Below are 21738 nucleotides of genomic sequence, written 5' to 3'. Positions count from 1 at the left end.
TATAAATTAAATATTTTAGAAATATTAGATATTAATTACTTATAATGCTTAAAATTGCTACTTGGAATATTAATTCAATACATGCTAGGATTAAATTATTGCATAAATTTATCAAGCTTAGATCGCCCGATGTAATTTGTTTGCAAGAAACTAAAGTAGTGGATCCTTTATTTCCATTAGCAGAAATTCAGGCCATGGGATACAAATATGTTGTGTTTAAAGGAGAGAAATCTTATAACGGAGTCGCTATTGCCTCTAAATACCCCCTTACAAATGTTTTTTCATTAACTTTTTATAATCAAGATGCAAGGCATATTTCAGCAACAATAGAGGATATAGAAATATTTAATTTCTACGTCCCAGCTGGTGGTGATATACCTGATGCTGCAATTAATACTAAATTTGATCATAAATTATCATTTATTACGTTAATGATGGATTGGTTTATTCGTAATAGATTTAGTAATAATAAAATAATATTGTTAGGTGATTTAAATATCGCTCCTTATGCTCAGGATGTATGGTCTAGTAAAGCATTAAAATTTGTGGTAAGCCATACCGATGTTGAAAGAGATATGTTAATTCGGTTGCAAAATTTGTGCGGATTTTTAGATACAGCAAGGCATTTCGTAGATTATAACAATAAGTTATATAGTTGGTGGAGTTATAGGAATCGTGATTGGAAAAAATCTGATAGAGGAAGAAGATTAGATCATATATGGGTTAGTCATTCTTTAAAAAATTCTATACAAAATATGGAAATATTGTGTGAGGCAAGAGATTGGGAGAGACCCTCAGATCATGTCCCTTGTATATTAGACCTGAATATTTTTAGTTAGCTGTTATTAATGGTTGATTAATTAAATTGAATTTTTATATTGATTTTATGCATTTTCTACTAGATAATGTTTCCTGTTCTCAGCTTATAATAGATTTATAATGTTATACCAAGATAGTAATAAGTACATCAGTAAGGCTTCAGCTAGCTTGTCTGAGTTAACAGCAAAAGACCCAAATGCTACTACATTTGTGTATGAATTGATAGAAAGCTTAAGTGATAATAGCATATTATTACCGCTAATTTTATTTTCACTCCCTATAGGGATACCTCTTCCTTACCCGCCGGGTTTTACTACTGTAGTCGGTATTCCACTATTGTTTTTATCCTATCAAATGATAATTGGGAGTAAAACAATAAAATTGCCTGGTATACTTAGTAAGTATAAAATTAAAAACTCCACTCTTATCACTATATGCAATAAGATTATCCCTATAATTAAGTTTATAGAGCGTTACATAAAACCTAGGATGCGGTATCCAAATTCTCCATATTGTCAAAAAATATCTGGCATTTTATGCTTTATTGCTTCTTTATCTATTGCTATACCATTGCCATTTACTAATGCTATACCGGCGTTGGGAGTGGCTGTAATATCTATAGGATTGATTAATCGCGATGGTATAGCTATTATTATTGGTATTTTGATTACTATTATTGGAATAATAGTTGCAATATTTTTCCTTTTGGTATATTATTTCGGGATCAAACATTTGTTAAATATATTGTGGTAGTATTGGTATAGTAACTGTTATTATATATGTTGCTGGATTGTAGTAATTAATCATTCTATGTTTTCTTGCATTTATTTATGGACAGAAATTACTTGATTACAATAATAAAGTATTGTAAACTTCATGGTCGGGTGGATCTATCTGTATGTGTTATTTTATTCCTTTTATTGCGCCTTGTTTATCTGTACGTGCTATCTATTTCTGGGTCTTAGAGCGGTTTTGTGGTTTGTTTTATTACCTATTGGAATATAGAATAGGTGGTTCGAAAAATTTGCTCTGTATTATTATATTTAAATTTAGAAGGTTAATTGCGCGCATTGTTTATGTTAATGAAAAAATTTATACCAACATTTATATTAGAGAAGAAATTTGTACCAACTAATCCATATTTATTAGGAGTTGTGTGGTTTGTTTTTAGTATATTTTTAAGTGCGGTCAATGATGTTTTGTCTAAGCATATTGCTTCATATTTCCATACTTCCCAGATGACATTTTTTAGGTTTTTATTCTGTGCTATAACTTTGGCTCCATTCATTCTCTATAATGGAATGGGAATTTTAAAAACTAATGTTATGCATATACATATATTAAGATCCGGATTACTTGCAATTGGGATTTTTAGTTGGAATTATGCCATTTCTATAATCAAAGTTAGTACTGCTACTTCTATTAGTTTTACCATACCCATTTTCACTTTAGTCTTCAGCTTTTTCGTATTGAAAGAAAAGATATCATATACAAGATTGATTATGACATGCGTAGTGTTTTTAGGGCTAATAGTTACTCTTGAACCAGGAAGCGCTAAATTTCAGCTGATTATTGTTGTTTTTGTTTTATCTGCGGCATCTTTTGCTATGTTAGATATAATCAATAAAAAATTTATCTTAATGGATTCTTTTATTACTGTAATTTTTTATTCTTCTTTATTCCCTAGTTTAGTTTCTTTTCCTTTTGCTTTAGTTCATTGGGCACCCCCTAACATCTATGATATTGTATCTTTTTTTCTTTTAGGGATTAATTCTAATTTAATGATTTTTTGTATGTTTAAGGCATTTACTAAAACAGATGTAAGTGCTCTTGCACCTTATAGATATATTGAGCTATTTATATCTGCAGTGATTGCTTATTTTGTATTAAATGAGATACCAAATTTATCTACCATTTATGGTATATTGATTATTATGCCAGCTACATTCATGATACTTCAAGCTGATAGAAAAAAATATAGTTAGATATTTGTAACATAGTCAGTTTAATTCTAATCCGATATATCGATTGATTGAACATACGCATTGTTAGTTAGTAATTTTTATATTATAATGCTGTATGGTTGTGTTATTTTAAATATGTATTTTGTATTAAATTATCAAATAAGGCTTGTTATGGTGCATTACATAAAAATTATTTTGAAGCCTTTTTTAGTAATGTTTTTTGCATGGAGTGTTGCTAATGCGAATGATTCAGAGATCACATCTTATGTAGAAAATTTGATTAAGAGAGGGTATGTACTGTTTAATAATAAGCAGCTTACTGATCAGGAATTAATTTTGGCTATTAAGGATTTAGTAACTGAAAATTTAGATACTGAGTGGATAGGTATTTATGTCCTCGGAGCACATAAAAGAGAGTTATCTGATGATAAAGTTCGGGAGTTTTTAGATATATATAAGAAATTTATGGTGATAGTTTATACAGAACTTGGCTCTTACTATAGCGGAGAAATGATGAATATGAAAAAAGTTATTAAAATAGGTGACAATGTATTTAGTGTAGTTACTGAGTTATTTAAACCTAGGCGTCAAGCTTCTTCCCCTGCTAATATTGGAGTTAACTATATTGTACACCAAATAAGTGGTACAAATACCTATAAGATAATAGATGTAGTAACGGATGGCGTTAGTATTATTAATTCTCACCGAGCTGAATTCAATCATGTAATATTTGATAAAGGTATTGATTTTTTAATAAATGATCTGACAAAAAGGATAGTGAAGAGACAAAATCTGTATCAATAGAATTTAAATTTATAATGAGTTTACCTTTGAGTGTCGTACTGTCTGCCAGTGGTCTATAAATATTGTTTCCAACCGTATATCACCTGCCATCTTTGATCTTATCATCTCTGAACTATAAATACAGCAAGGATATCAATGTTCAGTTAAATATGTATTCAAGGTATTTAAAATATATCATATATAATTCTTCTAAGTCCTTTATATAACAAGATTCGTTTGTTTGATGGGCTTGATTGAAGAATAGACCTAATTCTACTACTTCAGTAAATTTATGTATAAATCTTGCATCAGATGTGCCTCCTGAAGTGCTAATGCTGGGTTTTTTACCTGTGATTTTTTGTAGTATATCTAGAAATTTTTGGACATTGTTTGAAATTGGTTGTAAAAATGCATCCGCATTGGATGAATATTTTAATTCATATCGATTAGAATATTGTTTAATAATAGATTCAACTTTTTCTGTTAATCTTTCTATATTTTGTGAGTCATTAAATCTGATATTGAATAGTAATTCAATATATTCCGGAATAACGTTATACGCATTATTTTTTGTATGTATAGCACTGATTGTTAGTTTTGAAGGATCAAAAAAATTGGATCCTGAATCAATTGTTATATTAATTAATGCGGTGCTAATTTTAGTCAGAATATTAATAGGGTTAATAGCGTATTCAGGATAAGCTGTGTGGCCTGCTTTTCCTATAATTTTAAGGTGATAATTAACACTACCGCGTCTACCTATTTTTATGGTATCTCCTACATATAAGTGACTTGTTGGTTCTCCTAATATACAAAAATTTATTTTCGGATATTTGTCGCTTATGTAGTGTAGCATTTTTGCTGTTCCATTTATTGCTTTACCCTCTTCATCTCCTGTAATTAAAAAACTTATACTTCCTTGTTTTAACCTATAAATTTTTAGAAATTTTATTACGGCAATTATTGAACAAGCTATGCTGCCTTTCATATCCACTATTCCTCTACCGTATATCTTATCTTTTATAATGTTTAGCGTAAATGGGTTGGCGATCCATGATTCTTCATTTTCAGCTGGTACTACGTCTAAGTGCCCTGCAAAACATATATTAGGAGAAGTATTGCCATATACTGCATATAGGTTTGAGACTGGATATTCATTGGTATTTTCATTTCCAAATATTTTGATATCACATGTAAATCCTGCATTTTTTAGTATATCTGCTACGTATTGTATAATATCATGTGAATTTGCATTTACTGATTTAAAATATATTAAATTTTTTAGTAGATCCATAATATCGGTATTATGTTTATTTTGCATCATTTCTCTCTATATATCATTATTAATTGAAGGAGTTTTTTGTTTACTTTTTACCTTTTTGATTTCACTAAAGTATTTACAATACTTATTCACGCAGCACTCAGGGCATAGTGGATTCCTTGCTTTACACACATACCTACCATGGAGAACCAGCCAATTATGTGCATTTTTTATCCATTTTATGTCTATTAACTTTACTAAATCTGTTTCTACTTTGTGAGGATTATTTGCACTAGATATTCCTAATCTTCGAGACACCCTAAAAACATGAGTATCCACGGCTATTCTATTTTGGTTAAACGCCGTACTTAATATCACATTTGCAGATTTTCTACCTATACCTGGTAGTGATATCAACTCTGTAAATTCAGAAGGTAATTCTGAATTATATTTTTCTATTAATTTTTCTGAAAGAGCTATGATATTCTTAGTTTTTGTGTTATACAAACCTATAGTTTTTATATAATTTTTTAGTTTTGTTTCTCCTAATTGAAGTATTTTTGAAGGAGAATTATATTCCTTAAATAAGTTCTGAGTAACTTTATTAACTGATATATCTGTTGATTGTGCAGAAAGTAGAACCGCTATAGCTAATGTGAATTTGTTGTTGAAATATAGTTCTGTTTTCGGATTTGGGTTATTATTATAGAAAATCTGAAAAATTTGGTTTATTTTATTACTAAAATTCATTTATACTTTTGTTATATGATAGATTGTTATATTAAATTGATTTGATAGCTGTTACAATAGCAAAATTCTTGTACGGATTTTATAGTAAAAATAAATTATTTATAATTAAATATTGATAATTAAATATTGTTTTAGTGGATTATGTCAAATAATAAAATGTTTCAGTATATAAAAGATGAGATCGATAAAAATAGTGTAGTGTTGTTTATGAAGGGGTCTAAGAAATTGCCTCAGTGTGGGTTTTCTGCAAAGGTTGTGCATATTTTAAAAAATTTAGGCGTGGATTTTGTAGACCATGATGTATTACAGGATGAAGCATTAAGGCAAGGTATTAAACAGTTTTCAGATTGGTTAACTATTCCTCAATTATATGTAAAAGGAGAGTTTATTGGTGGATGTGATATTGTGTTAGAGATGCATCGCAATGGTACGCTAGATAAATTGTTTAAGAACAACTCCATTCTATAATAATGTAATTTTATTGTGTTTTATAATTTGATTTTTAGTGTTTACATAGAGGATTAATGTTGGGTTCTTGTTTCCAAAAAAAGTCTTTTGATTCTTTAACTGTCAAAACTAAAGCTTCTGGGTTAGTAAGAAATCTGGGCAGCGTTGATGTACTGTTACTCGGGTTAGGAAGTATTATAGGATCTGGTTTATTTGTATTCACAGGATTAGTTGCTGCTGAATATGCTGGACCGGCTGTTATGATATCTTATTTGCTCGCAGGCATTACAGCGATCTTTATTGCATTAGCTTATACAGAACTTGCTACTATGATCCCTACCTCTGGAGGGTTGTATAGTTATAGTTATTTAGTATTAGGAGAGTTGATTGCTTGGGTGATGGCTTGTTCTGTATTTTTAGAATTTACTTTTGCTGCTGCTTCAATTGCAACTGGTTGGTCTGGTTATTTTAAGAATATCTTATCAGTATATGGGATGTATCTTCCTCATTCTATTGCTTATGGACCACTAGAAGGAGGAGTATGTGACGTTTTTGCGCTGCTTATTGTTTTGTTATTAGGAAGTATATTGTTTTTTGGTATTAAGAGCAGCAAGAAAATCAATTTAGTTTTGGTATTTATAAAATTGGGGACTATCTTAATATTTGTGGTAGTATCCTCAAAATATTTCAATATTGAATATTGGAGTAGTAATTTTATGCCATTTGGCATCGATAATGTTATTAGAGGGAGTGCTGTACTATTTTTATCATTTAATGGTTATGGATTGTTAGCTAGTACTGCGGAAGAGTGTAAAAATCCTAATATTAATATTAGTGTTGGAATTGTTGGAGCAGTTGTTATATCTATTATGATATATGTGGTGGTAGGGGGGTTATTAACTGGTATTACTCACTATGAGAATCTTAATGCTTCAGAAGCATTGGCTTCAGTATTAAAAGTTAAAGGTAGTAGAGTAGCATCTTCTGTTATATCATTCGGGGTGATAATTGGTATGATTACAGGGATATTGGTGAATATTTATGCTGTATCACGTATCTTATATGTTGTATCTAGAGATGGGTTATTACCTAAAATTATAAGTTTTGTACACTGTAAATATCATACTCCTTATGTTGCTTTATATATTGTAGTATCATTTACTATGTTGATTTCTGCTATTATGCCTTGTAAATTCTTTGGTCAGCTATCTGGTATGTTTAGTCTATTCAATGATATGGTAGTTATGATTATTGTTATATTACTTAGAATTGTGAAAGCTGATTATAAAAGAGTGTTTAAATGTCCTATCTTGTTTATAGTTGCCCCTATAGGTTTTTTATCTGCTGGGTATTTGCTTTTACAACAAATATATGATAAAAAATCGCTAATCTCCAACAACGCTTGGATATTGTTTACGTGTATTATATCTGCTGCTCTTATATATTATATTGCATATAATAACAAAATAAAATTATAATATATATTATATATTATTACTTAGATATATTAATATGTAATGAGTATTAATTAGTTTTGCTTAGCTTGGATTTATATTATTAGATAATGAAGTTTAATTAAGTTTTGGTATATCCATTTTACTAGTTGATAGTTGATTATTTATGGGGATGTATGATATTATTGCTGGAGGGATAGTTATTATCCTGCTATCAGTTGACTTGTAGTTTTGATGTCTCTATACTGGGCTCTGTATACTTAAAAATGTTAATTTGCAGTACAACTGTGTGGTGTGTTTTGTTGTTTGTAGCTAAACAAATAATATAGCTAGTATTAGATTAGTAAAGTAATTTGATGATTAGTAGAAAAGTTAAGTAATTAGCGGGTGTAGCTCAGTGGTAGAGCGCTACCTTGCCAAGGTCGAAGTCGAGGGTCCGATTCCCTTCACCCGCTCCATGTAAATTTTTAATTGGTCTATTCCAATGATAAAAAATGTTAATATAGCTTCATGTCTTGTTTTAATAATATATCCTTTATTATTAATCCTTTTAGTAGTGAGTTATGCTATAAATTATAGTATAGGTTTTACAGAAATTCTGTTTGTTATTTTGGGTTATTATGGATCAAACATTGTAGTAGGTATAGGGTTGCATAGGTTATGGTCTCATGGTTCATATAAGACTAACAAATATGTAGAATTTATTTTGATGATGTTTTCTGCTGCAACGTTGCAAGGCCCTGCATTATCTTGGGTATCTAATCACGTTGATCATCATAGCTTTACTGATACTGATCGTGACCCTCACACACCATTAAAATTTCATAATCGTTTTCTAGGTTTTCTATGGGCTCACATAGGCTGGATGTTGGTAGGGATAGGTAGCTATAAACTAATTAATCGTGTTACAATTAAAAAATTGGGTAAAAATAAGTTACTAAGATTTCAGCTAAAATATTACTGGCAAATTGCTTTATTTATGAATCTATTTTTGCCGATGATTATAGGGTTTGTATTTGGCGGATCTATCTTTTCTGCCTATACTGCATTTTTATTTATAGGTATAGGTAGAGCTATACAACAAGAGTTAACATTTTTTGTAAATTCATTGTGCCATTTTTTGGGTACCCAGAGGTATACGAAAGGTACTGCAGGAGATATTTGGTGGTTGTTTATAGTATTGCTTGGAGAAAATTGGCATAATTTTCATCATGCCTTTCCCAATGATTATAGAAACGGAGCAAAATGGTATCAAATGGATGTGCATAAATGGATAATATATTGTATGAGTAAAGTAGGCCTAGCATGGGATCTGAAGGTTACTCCTAAACAAAGAATAAAGTTAAAAGAAGTACAGTTATTAGAGCAATCTAAGGTAACTAGCACAGAAACTATAGTAAATCTTAAACAGCAGGTTAATGAATTGGTTAAAAAGTTACAGTTGGCATATGGAAAATTAGATTCAATTAGCAATGGTTCTTCATTAACGTTAAAAATCTTACAATCATTTGATACATTAAAGTATAAATTGTATAAAATGAAAAATGATCTTAAATTTATGGATTATCCTTCCGAACGGATTATAGATAATTTATCTAGGAGGTTAACCTCTATAGAAATTACCATGAAAGAATTATATCAAGAGATTGATAAAATTAGTAATTTTGCTTGAAGATTTTATTATAGCTTATATAACACATATTTAATATTTTATATCTTGATGGATCTGCTTTTTTCTTATCTGTGCTAAGGTCCTTGCCTTTGTGGTGAAATTGGTATACACGACAGACTCAAAATCTGTTGCTTTATAGCGTTGCCGGTTCGAGTCCGGCCAAGGGCACCAAAATGTATCTCATTATTGTTTTGTGGTATCACATGCTCTTGATAGTCTATCATTAATTGTTATGCCTATGTCATGTTTTGGGATGGGGGCAATTGCTATTGATGCTAGCTTATATTTTTTGATATATTGATCCAACTTATATAAATGATCGAAAAGATTGTGTGCTGCTTCATATAAATCACCTTTAGTACTGAGATTTAGCGAATATTCATTGTCAAAACACACTGCTGTACCAAAATTTAGTCCTACTTCCCCCTTTTTTAGGTAAGTAGCGTTTAGCCTTATTTGATGTTGTGGTGCATAATGTTTATAGCATGTACCAGGTGATTTAATATTATTTTTATTTGGTTCTGTTAATGAAGCCTCCTTTTTTAGTATGTGATTGATTCTAGTATGTGTTATGCATCCATGCCTTAGTATATTAGGTATATCAGACGTACAATCAATTATTGTAGATTCTAATCCATATCTACTTTTTTCTTTAGATGGAATAATATATAACTTATCATTTATGAAGAAATCTTTTACGTGATCTGAATGAGTCGCGCTTAACATGCCAGATTTATTAGCACTAGGAGCAGCTATAGGACATCCGCTAAATTGGATTAGCTTCGATGCTATAGGATGTGATGGAACTCTGATAGCGATTGTACTTAGAGAGGAGGTTGCTATATTTGATATATTACTATTATCTTTTTTGAATAATATTAATGTTAAAGGTCCTGGCCAGAGTGATTCAGCTAAATATTCAGCGTCTTTGTTAAAATGTACAATTTCTTTAGCATGATTTATGTCTTGTACATGTATAATTAAAGGATTATTTTTTGGTCTATTTTTTATCCTAAAGATTTTTTCGCAAGCGATATCATCTAGTGCATTTGCTCCGATACCTTGAACGGTTTCAGTAGGAAAGGATACAATATCACCTAACTTTATTAGAGCTGCACCTTTTTTAATAAAAACATTGGTCATAAATTCTCTTTTTACTACTAGTATGTTGATTTCTAAAGTTAATACTAATTGATTTTTATTTTAGATAAAAGCTTTACTTATTTTTATTATTTATGCTTGACAAAATATCTTATTATATAGGATAATGGATTCTCATTGTAAACATTCAATAATGCTTGTATAAAGGTCAGAATTTAACAATTATATGTTATCTTTTATTATTGGCTTAGAAAATGTTATAATCATAGTTTATCAATAAATATTAAAGATTTAGTGGCAATACAAGTAAATATACATGGAGGGAATTTCGAAAAAGGTCTAAAAGATCTAAAGCGTAAGATGCAGCGTGAGTTAATTTTCAGATTGATGAAGATGTCACGTTTTTATGAGCCCCCTTCTGTTAAAAGGGTACGTAAAAAGCAAGAGACTCAAAAGCGTGTTAGGAAATCTATAAGCAGTAGAAGAGCGCAAGGTTATTGAGTATTGATAGTTTATTGCTATCGTGTTTTTACTTAGGAGTGTGTTGCTATTTGTTTCTTATGGGCGATTAGCTCAGATGGTAGAGCGTCTCGTTTACACCGAGAAAGTCAGCAGTTCGAGCCTGTTATTGCCCACCAATCATTGTGATTTTTTATATCAAATATGCTCTAAACACTGGTTTTTATTATAGGTTTTGTTGTTTTTTATGTATTTAGTTAATATGGATAATTGATATGAGCTTAATAATTAAATCTTTTATGAGATTATTTATAGAAAAATTAATAAAATATAGAAAAGTATTTTGGCCAATTGAGCCACACGAGTCTAAAAAATTCATCGCTATGACAATGTTGATGTTTTGTATTTTATTAAATTACTCAGTATTACGTTCTATTAAAGATGGGTTTATTATAAACTCTGTCGGAGCTGAAGCATTAGGTTTTTTAAAGTTATATCTAGTCTTACCAGCAGCAGTTGCAGCTATGTTGGTCTATAGCAAATTATGTAATATCACTAGTCAATCTAGAATATTTTATATTATCACTGTATTTTTTCTAATTTATATTATATGTTTTACCTTTATATTATATCCTAACCCTGCATTTTTTCACCCTTCCCCCTATAAAATAAATTACTTAGTAGAACAATTTCCTCGATTGCAGTGGTTTATAAAGATCTCTGGCTATTGGAGCTATGCTTCTTTTTATGTAATAGCAGAATTGTGGGGAAGCGTGATGTTGAGTCTATTATTTTGGCAATTTGCAAATAAAATCACTGATACTAAAGAAGCAAAGCGTTTTTATCCTATGTTTGGTTTATTAGGCAATTTTTCATTACCTACTGCTAGTATCGTTCTGATGTTATTGCGTGATGATGTTACTATAGTTAATTGTGATATTAAGTATATTCCTGTATTTATTATATTAATATTTAGCGTGATATGTATATTATTTTTATATAAGTTAATTAACTCATATATATTGGAAGAAACAAAAGTCAATAACTCTAATATATTATCTCCACAAGCAAAGAAGAAAAAAGTTAAATTATCTTTGAAGGATAGCTTGTCTACATTATTTAGGTCAAAATACTTGGGATTGCTAACAATCTTAGTAGTATCTTATGGGGTTTCTATCAATTTAGTCGAAGCTATGTGGAAATCAAAACTTAGTGAAATATATACCACCAAAGAGTCGTATACAATGTTTATGGGAAATTTTCAGGCTTATCAGGGTATTACGACTATTATTTTTATGATTATAGGTAGTAATATTTTAAGAAAGGTATCTTGGAAGATTTCTGCTATTTTGACTCCTATAGTGATATTAATTACAGGCGGGCTATTTTTTCTTCTAATAATTTTCGATGATAGTTTAGGATTATATGTTGCAGCATTTTTTACTACTTCTCCTTTAATGCTGGCTGCAATTATAGGTACTGTTCAGAATGTTTTTAGTAAATCTACAAAATATTCATTATTTGATTCAACAAAAGAGATGGCATATATTCCTTTATCTGAAGAGTTGCGTACTAAAGGTAAAGCTGCAGTAGATGTAGTAGGAGGCAGATTAGGTAAATCTGGTGGGGGCATGATTCAATCAACTTTCTTTATATTATTTCCTAATTTCACTTTTTTAGATGCTTCACCATATTTTGCATTAATTTTTACTTGTATTGTTATAGTTTGGATATTAGCAGTAAATACTATTAGTATTGAGTATAATAATAAATTATCTGAGATATTATAAGATATTACAAGGTTTGTTATAGAGGTTATTAGTATTTTACTTCTGTATAAAAATTTCATATCACAATAATATAGCAGTATTTTGTAAGCATATTTTACCATCTATTTATGAGTATTTTATGAATTGATATTCTATGATATCTTTATCATAATCATATATATTGGTTTTTAATTTATGGATTTTATGTTTGATCACTCTGCTCAATTTGTAGTGATTGATGGTTATGGATTCGTATTTCGTGCATATCATACTCATCCACATTTGACATCGCCTAATAAGCAGCCTGTTGGGGCAATTTATGGATTTACTAGTATGTTACTAAAGATACTTCAAGATTTTCGTCCTCAGCGAGCTGTTATAGTATTGGATCATAAAGATAAGAATTTTCGTCATGATATTTATCCAGAGTATAAATCTAATCGCCCTATATTAGATCAAGAATTAGTTGTCCAACTTGAATTGTTAACAGAAGTAGCAACTGCGTTGAATTTTTGTAGTCTAGAAAAAATTGGCTTTGAAGCTGATGATATTATAGCAACTATAGCTAATAAATATAGCTTAATGGATCAAAATGTTATTATTATATCTTCTGATAAAGATTTAGTTCAATTAATGAATGAACGCGTTAAGATATATGATCCTGTAAAGTCTAGATATATTGATGAATCTGATGTATTAGAAAAATTTGGTGTAGCCCCTGATAAAGTGAGGGATGTACAATCTTTGATGGGCGACAGATCTGATAATATACCAGGAGTTAAGGGCATAGGTTCGAAAACTGCTGCTAAATTGATAAATCATTTTGGTAGTTTGAATCATTTATTAAATTCTATAGATGATATTCCTAATTCAAAACATAAAGAATTAATTTTACAATATAAAGAATTGGCATTGACATCTTGGAAGTTAGCCGGTTTAGATAGTAATGTTGATATCGAATTACTAGATAAAAATTTTGTTTGGTCTCCCCCATCTATAGGTGTTATTTCTGACTTTTTATATAGATTCGGGTTCAAATCTTTATATAAAAGGGTAGAAGATCTTTTTAATATCGATATTTCTAAAGAAATTTGCCTTATTGAGAGTGCTTCGAAGGATATGGATAGGAAAGTTGATATAAACAATATTACTAGTATTGATATATTTAATAAAATGTTAGAACAAGTAAATATCTCTGGAGCAGTTGGTATAGATATATTGAAAACTGATCAGGTAATTGATATTACTTTTGTAGCAGCTGATGATACTGAATTAGTTTCATTGATATATATTATGAAGATTCATGTGATATCCAAAGAATCATTGGATATTAGTGAAGATAGCTACATAAAAAATTATATTTATATCACGCCTGAAGATGAAAGACTATTACAGAAGTTCTATCAATTTTTAAGTGATACCTCAATAAAAAAAATATTTTTTGATGTAAAAATTTTACTGAAACTCTTTAATCAACCAGTTAAGTCTTATGTAAGCCTAGAATTGATGGATTATCTTTTGAGTGCAGGTAATAAAACTAAAACTTTACCAGAACTAGTGGAATGTTATTTGGATCGATCAATCATTCAACATTTAGAAATGCCAGGAATTTATTCCATATATTTTGTTGAACTATACAGGATTTTAGAACAAAAATTATATAAAAATAAAGTTCTGAGTTTGTATTTTAATATAGATTTACCACTGGCTGAGGTTGTCAATCAAATGGAGAGTTCAGGAATTGCAATAAATATAGAATATTTATCTCAATTATCAGAGATATATGCTTTAGAAATTTCTGCTTTAGAACAGAAAATATTTCAATTAGCTGGAGAAAATTTTAATATATCTTCTCCTAAGCAATTATCAGAAATCTTATTCACTAAAATGCAATTGCCATATAAAACTAATGCTAAAAGTAAATCTAAGAATTATTCTACAGCTGTAGATATTTTAGAGAAATTGAAATTTGATGGATATCAAATAGCAGACTTATTATTGCAGTATAGGCATTTTTCTAAATTAAAGAATACATATACTGATGCTTTACCTAAGCAAGTCAACCCTAGCACTCAAAGAATTCATACTACATTTTTACAAAATACTACTTCTACAGGGAGGTTAACTTCACATAATCCGAATCTACAAAATATTCCAATAAAAACAGAAGAAGGATTTAATATCCGTGCAGCATTTGTTGCCAAGAATATGCATGTATTATTATCAGCAGACTACTCCCAGATAGAACTCAGAATATTGAGTCATGTAGCAAATGTATTGGATCTCAAGCGTTCTTTTATTAACAACAAAGATATACATACTATCACCGCTAGCCAGATCTTTTCCGTACCAGAGGAATCAGTCAATACAGAATTGAGATACAAGGCCAAAACTATAAATTTTAGCATTATTTATGGCATAAGTGCATTCGGTTTATCGCAGAGATTAAATATTAACGTTCAAGATGCTCAAAATTATATTGATAAGTATTTTATTCAATATCCGGAAATTAAGAATTATATGGATTATACAGTCAAATTTGCTGAAGATAATGGGTATGTAAAAAATATTCTAGGAAGGAAAATTTATATTCCCTCTATAAATGATAAGAACCATACAGTACGCGCTTTTGGAAAAAGAGCTGCAATCAATGCTCCTATACAGAGTTTAGCTTCTGATATTGTAAAAATTGCTATGATAAAAATTCATCAAAAAATTAATGCATTGTCATTAAGCACTAAAATGATTTTACAAATTCATGACGAATTAGTTTTTGAAGTACCATCATCTGAGTTAGAAATAATGGTGAATTTATTGAAACAAATTATGGAAAATATATTAATACTTGATATACCTATGAAAATAGGTATAAAATATGGTGAAAATTTGAAGGCAATGTCATTTTTACATTGAAGTTAGAATTTAATAATAACCAAATTGAGTATTCATCATTATAGTGGTATTTTATGTTGAAGTCATATGCATGTGATCCTAAAGATACAAAGGGTAGGTCATATGATGATACAAGTACTCATTATTACCATAATGAGTTTGAAAGAGATCGTAATAGGATTATTAGATCTAGTGCATTTAGAAGATTACAGTATAAAACACAGGTTTTTATAAATCACGAGGGAGATCATTATCGTAACAGATTAACCCATTCGATAGAAGTGGCCTCTATAGCAAGGAGCATTTGCAATTTGCTTGGGATTTCAAGTGATCTGGCAGAAGCTATATCCCTATCTCATGATTTGGGGCATACAGCTTTTGGCCATACTGGTGAATTAACTTTAAATAACTGTATGAAAAAATATGGGGGGTTTTCTCATAATTACCATGCATTTAAAATTGTAACAGAATTGGAAGAAAGATATGCAAGCTATAATGGTCTCAACTTAACCTGGGAAACTTTAGAAGGTTTGTTAAAGCATAATGGACCAATATTAGATGAAGCAATACTTCCTCAATACATATTAGAATATCATAATGCTCATGATATGGGGTTAAGTCTGTATTCTTCTGCAGAAGCTCAGGTTGCTTCATTATCTGATGATATAGCTTATGTTTTTCATGATATAGAAGATTCAATAAACGCTAATTTAATAACTATAGAGCAGCTATGTGAAATAAATTCTATAAGAGATTATATATATTTGATTAAGCAAACTATAAGTACAGAGATACCAAAAGGAAGATTGATATATGAAGTAGGTCGTAAATTCATGCGTGATATGATTTGTAGCCTAGTTTCTTACACTAAGTATAATATAGAATTTTATAAAGTAGAAACAGTTTATGATATAAGGCATCTGGGTAGATCATTGGTCGGTATGGAACAAGAATCCCTAAATAATATTAAGTTAATTAAAGATTTTTTATTTGATAATGTATATAATAATCCTAGATTGGTAAGAGTCACTGCAGAATGTAATAATATTATAGAATCTCTGTTTCAAATTTATTCAAGTGATTTGACTTTATTGCCAGTTAAATGGAAAATGAAAATGAAGGATATAGATGATTTATCTTGTATCATGTCTGTTATATCAGATTATATAGCAGGTATGACTGATCGTTTTGCAGTTAATGAATACAGAAAATTTTTTAAATTAGATATTAAAGATTTGAATTTGTAACTTAAAATAAATGGTTAAGTATTTCTTATGAAATATACTTGCTATCCGAATTTTTGGTAAATTATGAATATTTTTGAAGAATTACAAAAGGATTTGAAAGAATCTGCTTATTATTTATACCCAGAATCAAATATCTGGGATCAGTATTCAGTAGAAATCCCTAAAGATCATCTTAACGGTGATATATCAACCAATATAGCTATGCTAACTGCCTCTATAAAGCATCAAAACCCTAAAGAGGTGGCACTTAGATTTAAGGATACTTTTAAAAAAATTAACTATCTAGCGCATATAGAAGTTGCAGGTCCTGGGTTTATAAATTTTACTATAAAAGCTAGTAAATGGCATGATTATATACAACAAATATTATCAAATAATTCAAATTTTTGGAATGTAAATGTAGGAAATGGAGAATTAGTGAATATTGAATACGTATCCGCTAACCCTACAGGCCCTATACATATGGGACACGCAAGGGTAGCTGTATATGGTGATGTATTAGCCAATATTTTATCAAAATCTGGGTATAATGTAGTTAAAGAATATTATGTAAATGACTCAGGCTCACAAATTGACATTTTGATTGATAGTGTAATATTACGCTATAAAGAAGTTATAACAAATAAGCCAATAGTAATACCAGAAGGTTTGTATCCAGGTGGGTATTTGAAGGAGTTAGCCAGAGTAATATACGATAAATATGGTAGTAGTTTGCTTGATAAAGAAGAAATATATATGAAGGATATAATCAAAAAAATTACTATCACGGAAATGATGAATCTTATCAAACGGGATCTATCTTTACTTGGAGTGGAATATGATAAATTTTTTTTTGAATCTTCTTTACATTCAGAAAAAAAGATAGATCAGGTTGTAGAAATCATGCAAGAAAAAGGTCTGATATATCAAGGTGTTTTACCTGCTCCTAAAGGGAAGTTAAACCCTAATTGGAAAAAGGTAGAGCATATGTTATTTAGATCTAGCAGTTTTGGTGACGCTCAAGATAGGTCAATACAAAAGCAGGATGGTTCTTGGTCATATTTTGCTTCTGACTTGGCCTACGCTAAAAATAAAATAGATAGAGGTTTTCAAAATTTAATTTTTATACTTGGAGCAGATCATAGCGGTTATGTAAGTAGGATTAGCGCAATAGTATCAGCATTATCTGATAATAAAGTCAAGAGTGATATAAAAATTGTTCAGTTAGTAAATTTTGCTAATCAGTCTGTTCCAATCAAGATGTCAAAGCGTAATGGTAATTTTGTAAGTATAAGTAGTATAATGAAAAATTTGGATAAAGATATAATTCGTTTCATTATGCTAACTCGTAAAAGCGATATGGTTTTAGAGTTTGATCTCGATAAATTTAAAGAACAATCACAGGATAATCCTGTGTTTTATGTGCAATATGCTCATGTTAGAATTTGTTCTATTATATCCAGAGTTAAGATATCAGTAGCAGATGCATATGATAAATTTATTAATAATCAATTTGATCTTTCTCTTTTGTCTACTGAAGAAGAGATACAGTTGATAAAATTATTAGCAATATGGCCAAAAATATTGATAAATGCAGCAAAATATCATGAACCTCACAGAATAGCTTACTACTTGATAGAAATTGCTTCCAAATTTCATACTATCTGGAATTTAGGAAAATCAAAAAGTAATTATTTATTTGTCGTATCGGATAATGTTGAATTAACCGCTGCAAGATTAGCATTTGTACAATCTATTAAACTTGTTATGGTGAATGCCTTATCTATTATAGGTATTAAACCTATAGATAAAATGTAGTTTAATAATAAGATGTATCTTATTCTATACTAAATAGAATCGTTATGCGTACCAGTAATATACTAAAAATAATAATTTTACTATTATTATTTATTATTGTTGTTTATTTTATAAATCAAAGAGTGAATATATTGAATTTAGTTTTGCCACAGGATCCAGCAATAGTTACACCAGTTGATGAGGAATATAAAAGAAAACCTAAATTTCCTGGAGGCACCAAAATTTTAAATTCAGATAGTATGATTTATAATAGAGTGAATCCCAATCACAAAAAGGATGTTGTGTTGGTTCTATCTAAACCAGAGAAACCCGCTAGTTGGATTCATAATTTTGTTAATGAAAAGTCTTTTGGAAATTCTATAGATAGAATTTTAGACAAAATTCTTTACCACAGCTCATCACAGCATAACGAGGTAGAAAAAAATAAAGAAGGTTTATTTGAATTGAAAATAGATGATATAAAAATTATTAAATCTAATGATATTAGGCATCAATTTAATATGGTAGCATATGATAAAATACAACTTACTCGGTATATGATTGAACTTGCAGTTGTAAATTCTATTGAAGATGCTAATATCCAATGGCATAATATACAAAAATGCTATGGTGATCTCTTTAAGAAGGATGTTGGCCATAGCATTGAAAAAAAATATACACAAAATGGTAAGTATTTTTTTATTTTGAAATTGGGTCTATATCATTCTTTTCAAAAGGCTTCTTCCTTATGCAAGGTGCTATCTTCTAATAACCAGTATTGTGTTGTAGTAAGATTTCAATAAAGAGATATTTATATATTATTAATTATTGTATTTTTTAAAATTGAAATTTGATATTATGTAAATACTTAAAGTATAAAATATTAAATTAGATATAGGTAAATTATGGATATTAAACAAAAGCTAGTATATGCTTATCGTATTTTGTCAATGCTAGGTATGGATGATCATACCTATACTCACCTTTCAGCTAGAGATCCTGATAACCCAGAGTGTTACTATATACAACCCTTTGGAGTAAGATTTGCTGAGGTGAATGTTCAAAATTTAATTAAGATTGATTTTACTGGTAATATACTTGAAGGTAGTGAATACCAATATAATAAAACTGCATATGTAATACATGGATCTATATATAAACAGCGCCCGGATATAACATCTGTATTTCATCTACACACTATCTCTACAGTAGCAGTTTCAGCATTAAAAGATGGGTTATTACCAATTAGTCAGTGGGCATTGGTATTTTACGAAAAACTTGCCTATCACGAATATAATTCGTTGGCATTAGATGAATCTGAACAAGGAAAAGATTTAAGCGCAGATTTAGAAGATAAATATGTTATGATCTTACGGAATCATGGGTTTATAGCATGTGGAAAGACAGTGCAGGAGGCTATGTTTTATACATATCTTTTGGAGCAAGCAGCAAAAGCTCAGTGTTATACCTTGGGGCAAAATCAAAAATTGGTAGTGCCAAGTCATGAAATTCGTCAAAAAGCTTGTAGTGACATGTTGAATTTTGAAAAAGACTTAGGTAGAAGAGATTGGGAGGCATGGGTCAGAATGGTAGATAATAAATATTTACAAAATAGACTTTAGTAAAATATAGGATTATTCATGCATGGGTGGTTAAACATATATAAGCCTAGAGGTATTAGCTCTGCTAAACTGGTTGCTGTAATTAAAAACATGCTAGATGTTAATAAGATTGGGCATACTGGCACGTTGGATGTAGAAGCAGAAGGGGTTTTGCCTCTGGCTTGTGGTGAGGCTACAAAATTGGTAAATATAGTTATTAATTCTAGAAAACAATATATATATAAAATATCTCTTGGTATTAAAACATCCACGGCCGATGCTAGTGGAGAGGTATTAGCAAAACTTGACTTCGTTCCTTCGTTAAAAAATTGTAAAAGTATTTGTAGTAGTTATATTGGAGTTATAGAGCAGAGACCTCATAGTTATTCCGCAATTAAATTATCTGGTATCAGATCTTATAAATTAGCAAGGGCAAATAAAGTTGTAGAACATAATATAAGAAATGTGAATATCTACCAGATTAGGGTGATGAAATATGATGCTAATATGAAGACTGTGGTGTATTATGTAGAATGTTCTAAAGGTACATATGTTAGAAGTTTATGTGAAGATATGGCATCTTCAATGTTGAGTTTAGGATTCGTTAGTGAATTGCAACGTATAAAAGTTAGTATTTTTAGTTTGTATAATATTATAGATTATTCTAAACTAATGAAATTAGATACTGTGAGCGCTAAAAAATTTCTATGTGATAGTCTGATTAGTATTGAAAAGATATTATATAATATTCCTGTAATAGATATTAGTCAGGATTTTGTACAAAAAATTAGATTTGGTCAAAAATGTTATTTTGATATTAAGCAAAATTGTGATACTGTGTGGGCTAGGTATGGAGACCAAGTAATTGCAATTGGTAATATCCGTGATGGAGTGTTCAGTAGCTCTAGAGTCTTTAATAATTATTAATTAGTTAATGTTTATAAAAAATGCCAATAGCGAGTGAAAGAAAGTTAGAAATAATTAAAAAATTTTCTAACAAAGAAGGAGATACAGGTTCAATTCAGGTACAGTGTGCTTTGTGTTCAGAAAGAATCAATGTGTTAACAGAGCATTTAAAGTTGAATAAAAAGGATTTTTCATCTAAAAGAGGTTTGCTAATGATTGTAGCCGCAAGACGTAAGTTACTTAAGTATCTGCAACGTACAAGTATGAATCAATATCGTGATTTAATTACAAAGTTAGGCATTAGAAAATAATCTTCTTCAAATTGGTAGGGGGTTATTTTTTATTTACTGTTTGGTTTATTTCGTGTTTTTTCATTGTTATTTTAGATGTTTTTTTAATCGTTGATTTAATTTCAAGAGGTGGGTTATGGCTAGAGTAACTGTAGAAGATTGTATTAAGGTAGTACCTAATAGGTTTGAATTAGCTGCAATTACTGTACAGCGTGCAAAAGAGATATATGCTGGTGCAGAAATAACGTTAGAAAGAAACAATGATAAAAATATTATCATTGCATTAAGAGAAATTGCTAAGGGTAATGTAAAACCAGATGTTTTAAAAGAAAAATTGATTAATACTAATTGTCACAGTAATTTAATTGATAAAGCTCCTGATGATCATATTGGTTCAGAGACTTCAGGTAATTTGGTATCTGATGACATTTCTTCTGCTACTAATACATTCTTTGATTCTTTAGGAGGTGGTACTGAACCATTAGTCAGTGATGATGAAGATGTTAGTGAGGATGGGAGTTCTGAATAATATAAGATTACTTATATT

General features: G+C 29.6%; 20 protein-coding genes and 3 tRNA genes. 20 read left to right on the top strand and 3 right to left on the bottom strand.

Features of this window, described 5'->3' with window-relative positions; translation table 11 throughout:
- The first annotated feature begins 44 nt into the window (after positions 1-44).
- From xth to IHI24_RS02895, 4 genes are all read left to right on the top strand, one after another.
- The gene (gene xth / locus IHI24_RS02910) at positions 45-839 is read left to right on the top strand and encodes an exodeoxyribonuclease III (RefSeq protein ID WP_194966565.1); all 795 of its coding nucleotides are present in this window, start codon (positions 45-47) and stop codon (positions 837-839) included.
- A 100-nt stretch (positions 840-939) separates the two neighbouring features.
- The gene (locus tag IHI24_RS02905) at positions 940-1572 is read left to right on the top strand and encodes an exopolysaccharide biosynthesis protein (RefSeq protein WP_194966564.1); all 633 of its coding nucleotides are present in this window, start codon (positions 940-942) and stop codon (positions 1570-1572) included.
- A 323-nt stretch (positions 1573-1895) separates the two neighbouring features.
- Complete coding sequence (locus IHI24_RS02900) at positions 1896-2804, top strand: DMT family transporter (RefSeq protein ID WP_194966563.1); 909 nt, start codon at positions 1896-1898, stop codon at positions 2802-2804.
- 150 nt (positions 2805-2954) lie between these two features.
- Positions 2955-3587, top strand: a complete 633-nt coding sequence (locus tag IHI24_RS02895) for an MlaC/ttg2D family ABC transporter substrate-binding protein (RefSeq protein ID WP_194966562.1) — start codon at positions 2955-2957, stop codon at positions 3585-3587.
- A 139-nt stretch (positions 3588-3726) separates the two neighbouring features.
- Here IHI24_RS02895 and dapE read toward each other — a convergent pair whose 3' ends face one another.
- Together dapE and nth are read right to left on the bottom strand one after the other, a co-directional pair.
- The gene (dapE, locus tag IHI24_RS02890; RefSeq protein ID WP_228777147.1) at positions 3727-4887 is read right to left on the bottom strand and encodes a succinyl-diaminopimelate desuccinylase; all 1161 of its coding nucleotides are present in this window, start codon (positions 4885-4887) and stop codon (positions 3727-3729) included.
- 9 nt (positions 4888-4896) lie between these two features.
- Positions 4897-5577: an endonuclease III gene (gene nth / locus IHI24_RS02885; RefSeq protein ID WP_194966561.1), complete on the bottom strand. Its 681-nt coding sequence runs from the start codon at positions 5575-5577 to the stop codon at positions 4897-4899.
- A gap of 141 nt (positions 5578-5718) precedes the next feature.
- Here nth and grxD point away from each other — a divergent pair, with 141 nt between their 5' ends.
- The 5 genes from grxD to IHI24_RS02860 all read left to right on the top strand — a co-directional run bounded on the left by grxD (position 5719) and on the right by IHI24_RS02860 (position 9321).
- Complete coding sequence (gene grxD, locus IHI24_RS02880; protein ID WP_194966560.1) at positions 5719-6045, top strand: Grx4 family monothiol glutaredoxin; 327 nt, start codon at positions 5719-5721, stop codon at positions 6043-6045.
- A 56-nt stretch (positions 6046-6101) separates the two neighbouring features.
- Positions 6102-7502 carry an amino acid permease gene (locus IHI24_RS02875; RefSeq protein ID WP_194966559.1) on the top strand — a complete coding sequence of 467 codons (1401 nt, stop codon included), beginning with the start codon at positions 6102-6104 and terminating at the stop codon, positions 7500-7502.
- 359 nt (positions 7503-7861) lie between these two features.
- A tRNA-Gly gene (locus IHI24_RS02870) sits at positions 7862-7936 on the top strand.
- A 26-nt stretch (positions 7937-7962) separates the two neighbouring features.
- On the top strand, positions 7963-9150 hold the full coding sequence (locus IHI24_RS02865; RefSeq protein WP_194966558.1) for an acyl-CoA desaturase: 1188 nt from the start codon (positions 7963-7965) through the stop codon (positions 9148-9150).
- Positions 9151-9235: 85 nt separating this feature from the next.
- Positions 9236-9321, top strand: a tRNA-Leu gene (locus tag IHI24_RS02860).
- A 12-nt stretch (positions 9322-9333) separates the two neighbouring features.
- Here the strand turns inward: IHI24_RS02860 and IHI24_RS02855 are convergent.
- The gene (locus IHI24_RS02855) at positions 9334-10293 is read right to left on the bottom strand and encodes an L-threonylcarbamoyladenylate synthase (RefSeq protein WP_194966557.1); all 960 of its coding nucleotides are present in this window, start codon (positions 10291-10293) and stop codon (positions 9334-9336) included.
- A 258-nt stretch (positions 10294-10551) separates the two neighbouring features.
- Between IHI24_RS02855 and rpsU the strand changes: the two genes are divergently transcribed.
- From rpsU to rpoZ, 11 genes are all read left to right on the top strand, one after another.
- The gene (rpsU, locus tag IHI24_RS02850; protein ID WP_194966588.1) at positions 10552-10752 is read left to right on the top strand and encodes a 30S ribosomal protein S21; all 201 of its coding nucleotides are present in this window, start codon (positions 10552-10554) and stop codon (positions 10750-10752) included.
- A 61-nt stretch (positions 10753-10813) separates the two neighbouring features.
- Positions 10814-10889 (top strand) — tRNA-Val (locus IHI24_RS02845).
- A gap of 120 nt (positions 10890-11009) precedes the next feature.
- Positions 11010-12500, top strand: coding sequence for an Npt1/Npt2 family nucleotide transporter (locus IHI24_RS02840; RefSeq protein WP_194966556.1), 1491 nt, complete (start codon positions 11010-11012; stop codon positions 12498-12500).
- A gap of 183 nt (positions 12501-12683) precedes the next feature.
- Entirely contained in the window at positions 12684-15392 is a 2709-nt protein-coding gene (gene polA, locus IHI24_RS02835; protein ID WP_194966587.1) for a DNA polymerase I, read from the top strand.
- Positions 15393-15445: 53 nt separating this feature from the next.
- Positions 15446-16618 (top strand): dGTP triphosphohydrolase, encoded by a 1173-nt coding sequence (dgt, locus tag IHI24_RS02830; protein ID WP_194966555.1) that lies wholly within the window; start codon positions 15446-15448, stop codon positions 16616-16618.
- Between the two features lie 63 nt (positions 16619-16681).
- A complete protein-coding gene (gene argS, locus IHI24_RS02825; protein ID WP_194966554.1) occupies positions 16682-18415 on the top strand; it encodes an arginine--tRNA ligase in 1734 nt (577 codons plus the stop codon).
- 122 nt (positions 18416-18537) lie between these two features.
- A complete protein-coding gene (locus IHI24_RS02820) occupies positions 18538-19197 on the top strand; it encodes an SPOR domain-containing protein (RefSeq protein WP_194966553.1) in 660 nt (219 codons plus the stop codon).
- Positions 19198-19299: 102 nt separating this feature from the next.
- On the top strand, positions 19300-20016 hold the full coding sequence (locus IHI24_RS02815) for a class II aldolase/adducin family protein (protein WP_194966552.1): 717 nt from the start codon (positions 19300-19302) through the stop codon (positions 20014-20016).
- A gap of 18 nt (positions 20017-20034) precedes the next feature.
- A complete protein-coding gene (gene truB, locus IHI24_RS02810) occupies positions 20035-20922 on the top strand; it encodes a tRNA pseudouridine(55) synthase TruB (protein WP_194966551.1) in 888 nt (295 codons plus the stop codon).
- 20 nt (positions 20923-20942) lie between these two features.
- Positions 20943-21212 (top strand): 30S ribosomal protein S15, encoded by a 270-nt coding sequence (gene rpsO, locus IHI24_RS02805; RefSeq protein WP_194966550.1) that lies wholly within the window; start codon positions 20943-20945, stop codon positions 21210-21212.
- 115 nt (positions 21213-21327) lie between these two features.
- Positions 21328-21720 carry a DNA-directed RNA polymerase subunit omega gene (rpoZ, locus tag IHI24_RS02800; protein WP_194966549.1) on the top strand — a complete coding sequence of 131 codons (393 nt, stop codon included), beginning with the start codon at positions 21328-21330 and terminating at the stop codon, positions 21718-21720.
- Positions 21721-21738 lie beyond the last annotated feature (18 nt).

The organism is Rickettsia endosymbiont of Cardiosporidium cionae (genome assembly GCF_015476335.1).
Lineage (GTDB): Bacteria > Pseudomonadota > Alphaproteobacteria > Rickettsiales > Rickettsiaceae > JADHZC01.
The sequence above is the reverse complement of the archived record's forward strand: the minus strand, read 5'-3'. Positions and strand labels throughout refer to the sequence as shown.

Excerpts from the sequence above, each read along its gene's own strand:
- IHI24_RS02905 (WP_194966564.1), top strand. The coding sequence starts at position 940 with ATGTTATACCAAGATAGTAATAAGTACATCAGTAAGGCTTCAGCTAGC.
- xth (WP_194966565.1), top strand. The coding sequence starts at position 45 with ATGCTTAAAATTGCTACTTGGAATATTAATTCAATACATGCTAGGATT.
- IHI24_RS02900 (WP_194966563.1), top strand. The coding sequence starts at position 1,896 with ATGTTAATGAAAAAATTTATACCAACATTTATATTAGAGAAGAAATTT.
- argS (WP_194966554.1), top strand. The coding sequence starts at position 16,682 with ATGAATATTTTTGAAGAATTACAAAAGGATTTGAAAGAATCTGCTTAT.
- dapE (WP_228777147.1), bottom strand. The coding sequence starts at position 4,887 with ATGCAAAATAAACATAATACCGATATTATGGATCTACTAAAAAATTTA.
- truB (WP_194966551.1), top strand. The coding sequence starts at position 20,035 with ATGCATGGGTGGTTAAACATATATAAGCCTAGAGGTATTAGCTCTGCT.
- rpsO (WP_194966550.1), top strand. The coding sequence starts at position 20,943 with ATGCCAATAGCGAGTGAAAGAAAGTTAGAAATAATTAAAAAATTTTCT.
- IHI24_RS02815 (WP_194966552.1), top strand. The coding sequence starts at position 19,300 with ATGGATATTAAACAAAAGCTAGTATATGCTTATCGTATTTTGTCAATG.
- nth (WP_194966561.1), bottom strand. The coding sequence starts at position 5,577 with ATGAATTTTAGTAATAAAATAAACCAAATTTTTCAGATTTTCTATAAT.
- IHI24_RS02840 (WP_194966556.1), top strand. The coding sequence starts at position 11,010 with ATGAGATTATTTATAGAAAAATTAATAAAATATAGAAAAGTATTTTGG.
- IHI24_RS02895 (WP_194966562.1), top strand. The coding sequence starts at position 2,955 with ATGGTGCATTACATAAAAATTATTTTGAAGCCTTTTTTAGTAATGTTT.
- IHI24_RS02855 (WP_194966557.1), bottom strand. The coding sequence starts at position 10,293 with ATGACCAATGTTTTTATTAAAAAAGGTGCAGCTCTAATAAAGTTAGGT.
- IHI24_RS02875 (WP_194966559.1), top strand. The coding sequence starts at position 6,102 with ATGTTGGGTTCTTGTTTCCAAAAAAAGTCTTTTGATTCTTTAACTGTC.
- grxD (WP_194966560.1), top strand. The coding sequence starts at position 5,719 with ATGTCAAATAATAAAATGTTTCAGTATATAAAAGATGAGATCGATAAA.
- dgt (WP_194966555.1), top strand. The coding sequence starts at position 15,446 with ATGTTGAAGTCATATGCATGTGATCCTAAAGATACAAAGGGTAGGTCA.
- IHI24_RS02865 (WP_194966558.1), top strand. The coding sequence starts at position 7,963 with ATGATAAAAAATGTTAATATAGCTTCATGTCTTGTTTTAATAATATAT.
- polA (WP_194966587.1), top strand. The coding sequence starts at position 12,684 with ATGTTTGATCACTCTGCTCAATTTGTAGTGATTGATGGTTATGGATTC.
- rpoZ (WP_194966549.1), top strand. The coding sequence starts at position 21,328 with ATGGCTAGAGTAACTGTAGAAGATTGTATTAAGGTAGTACCTAATAGG.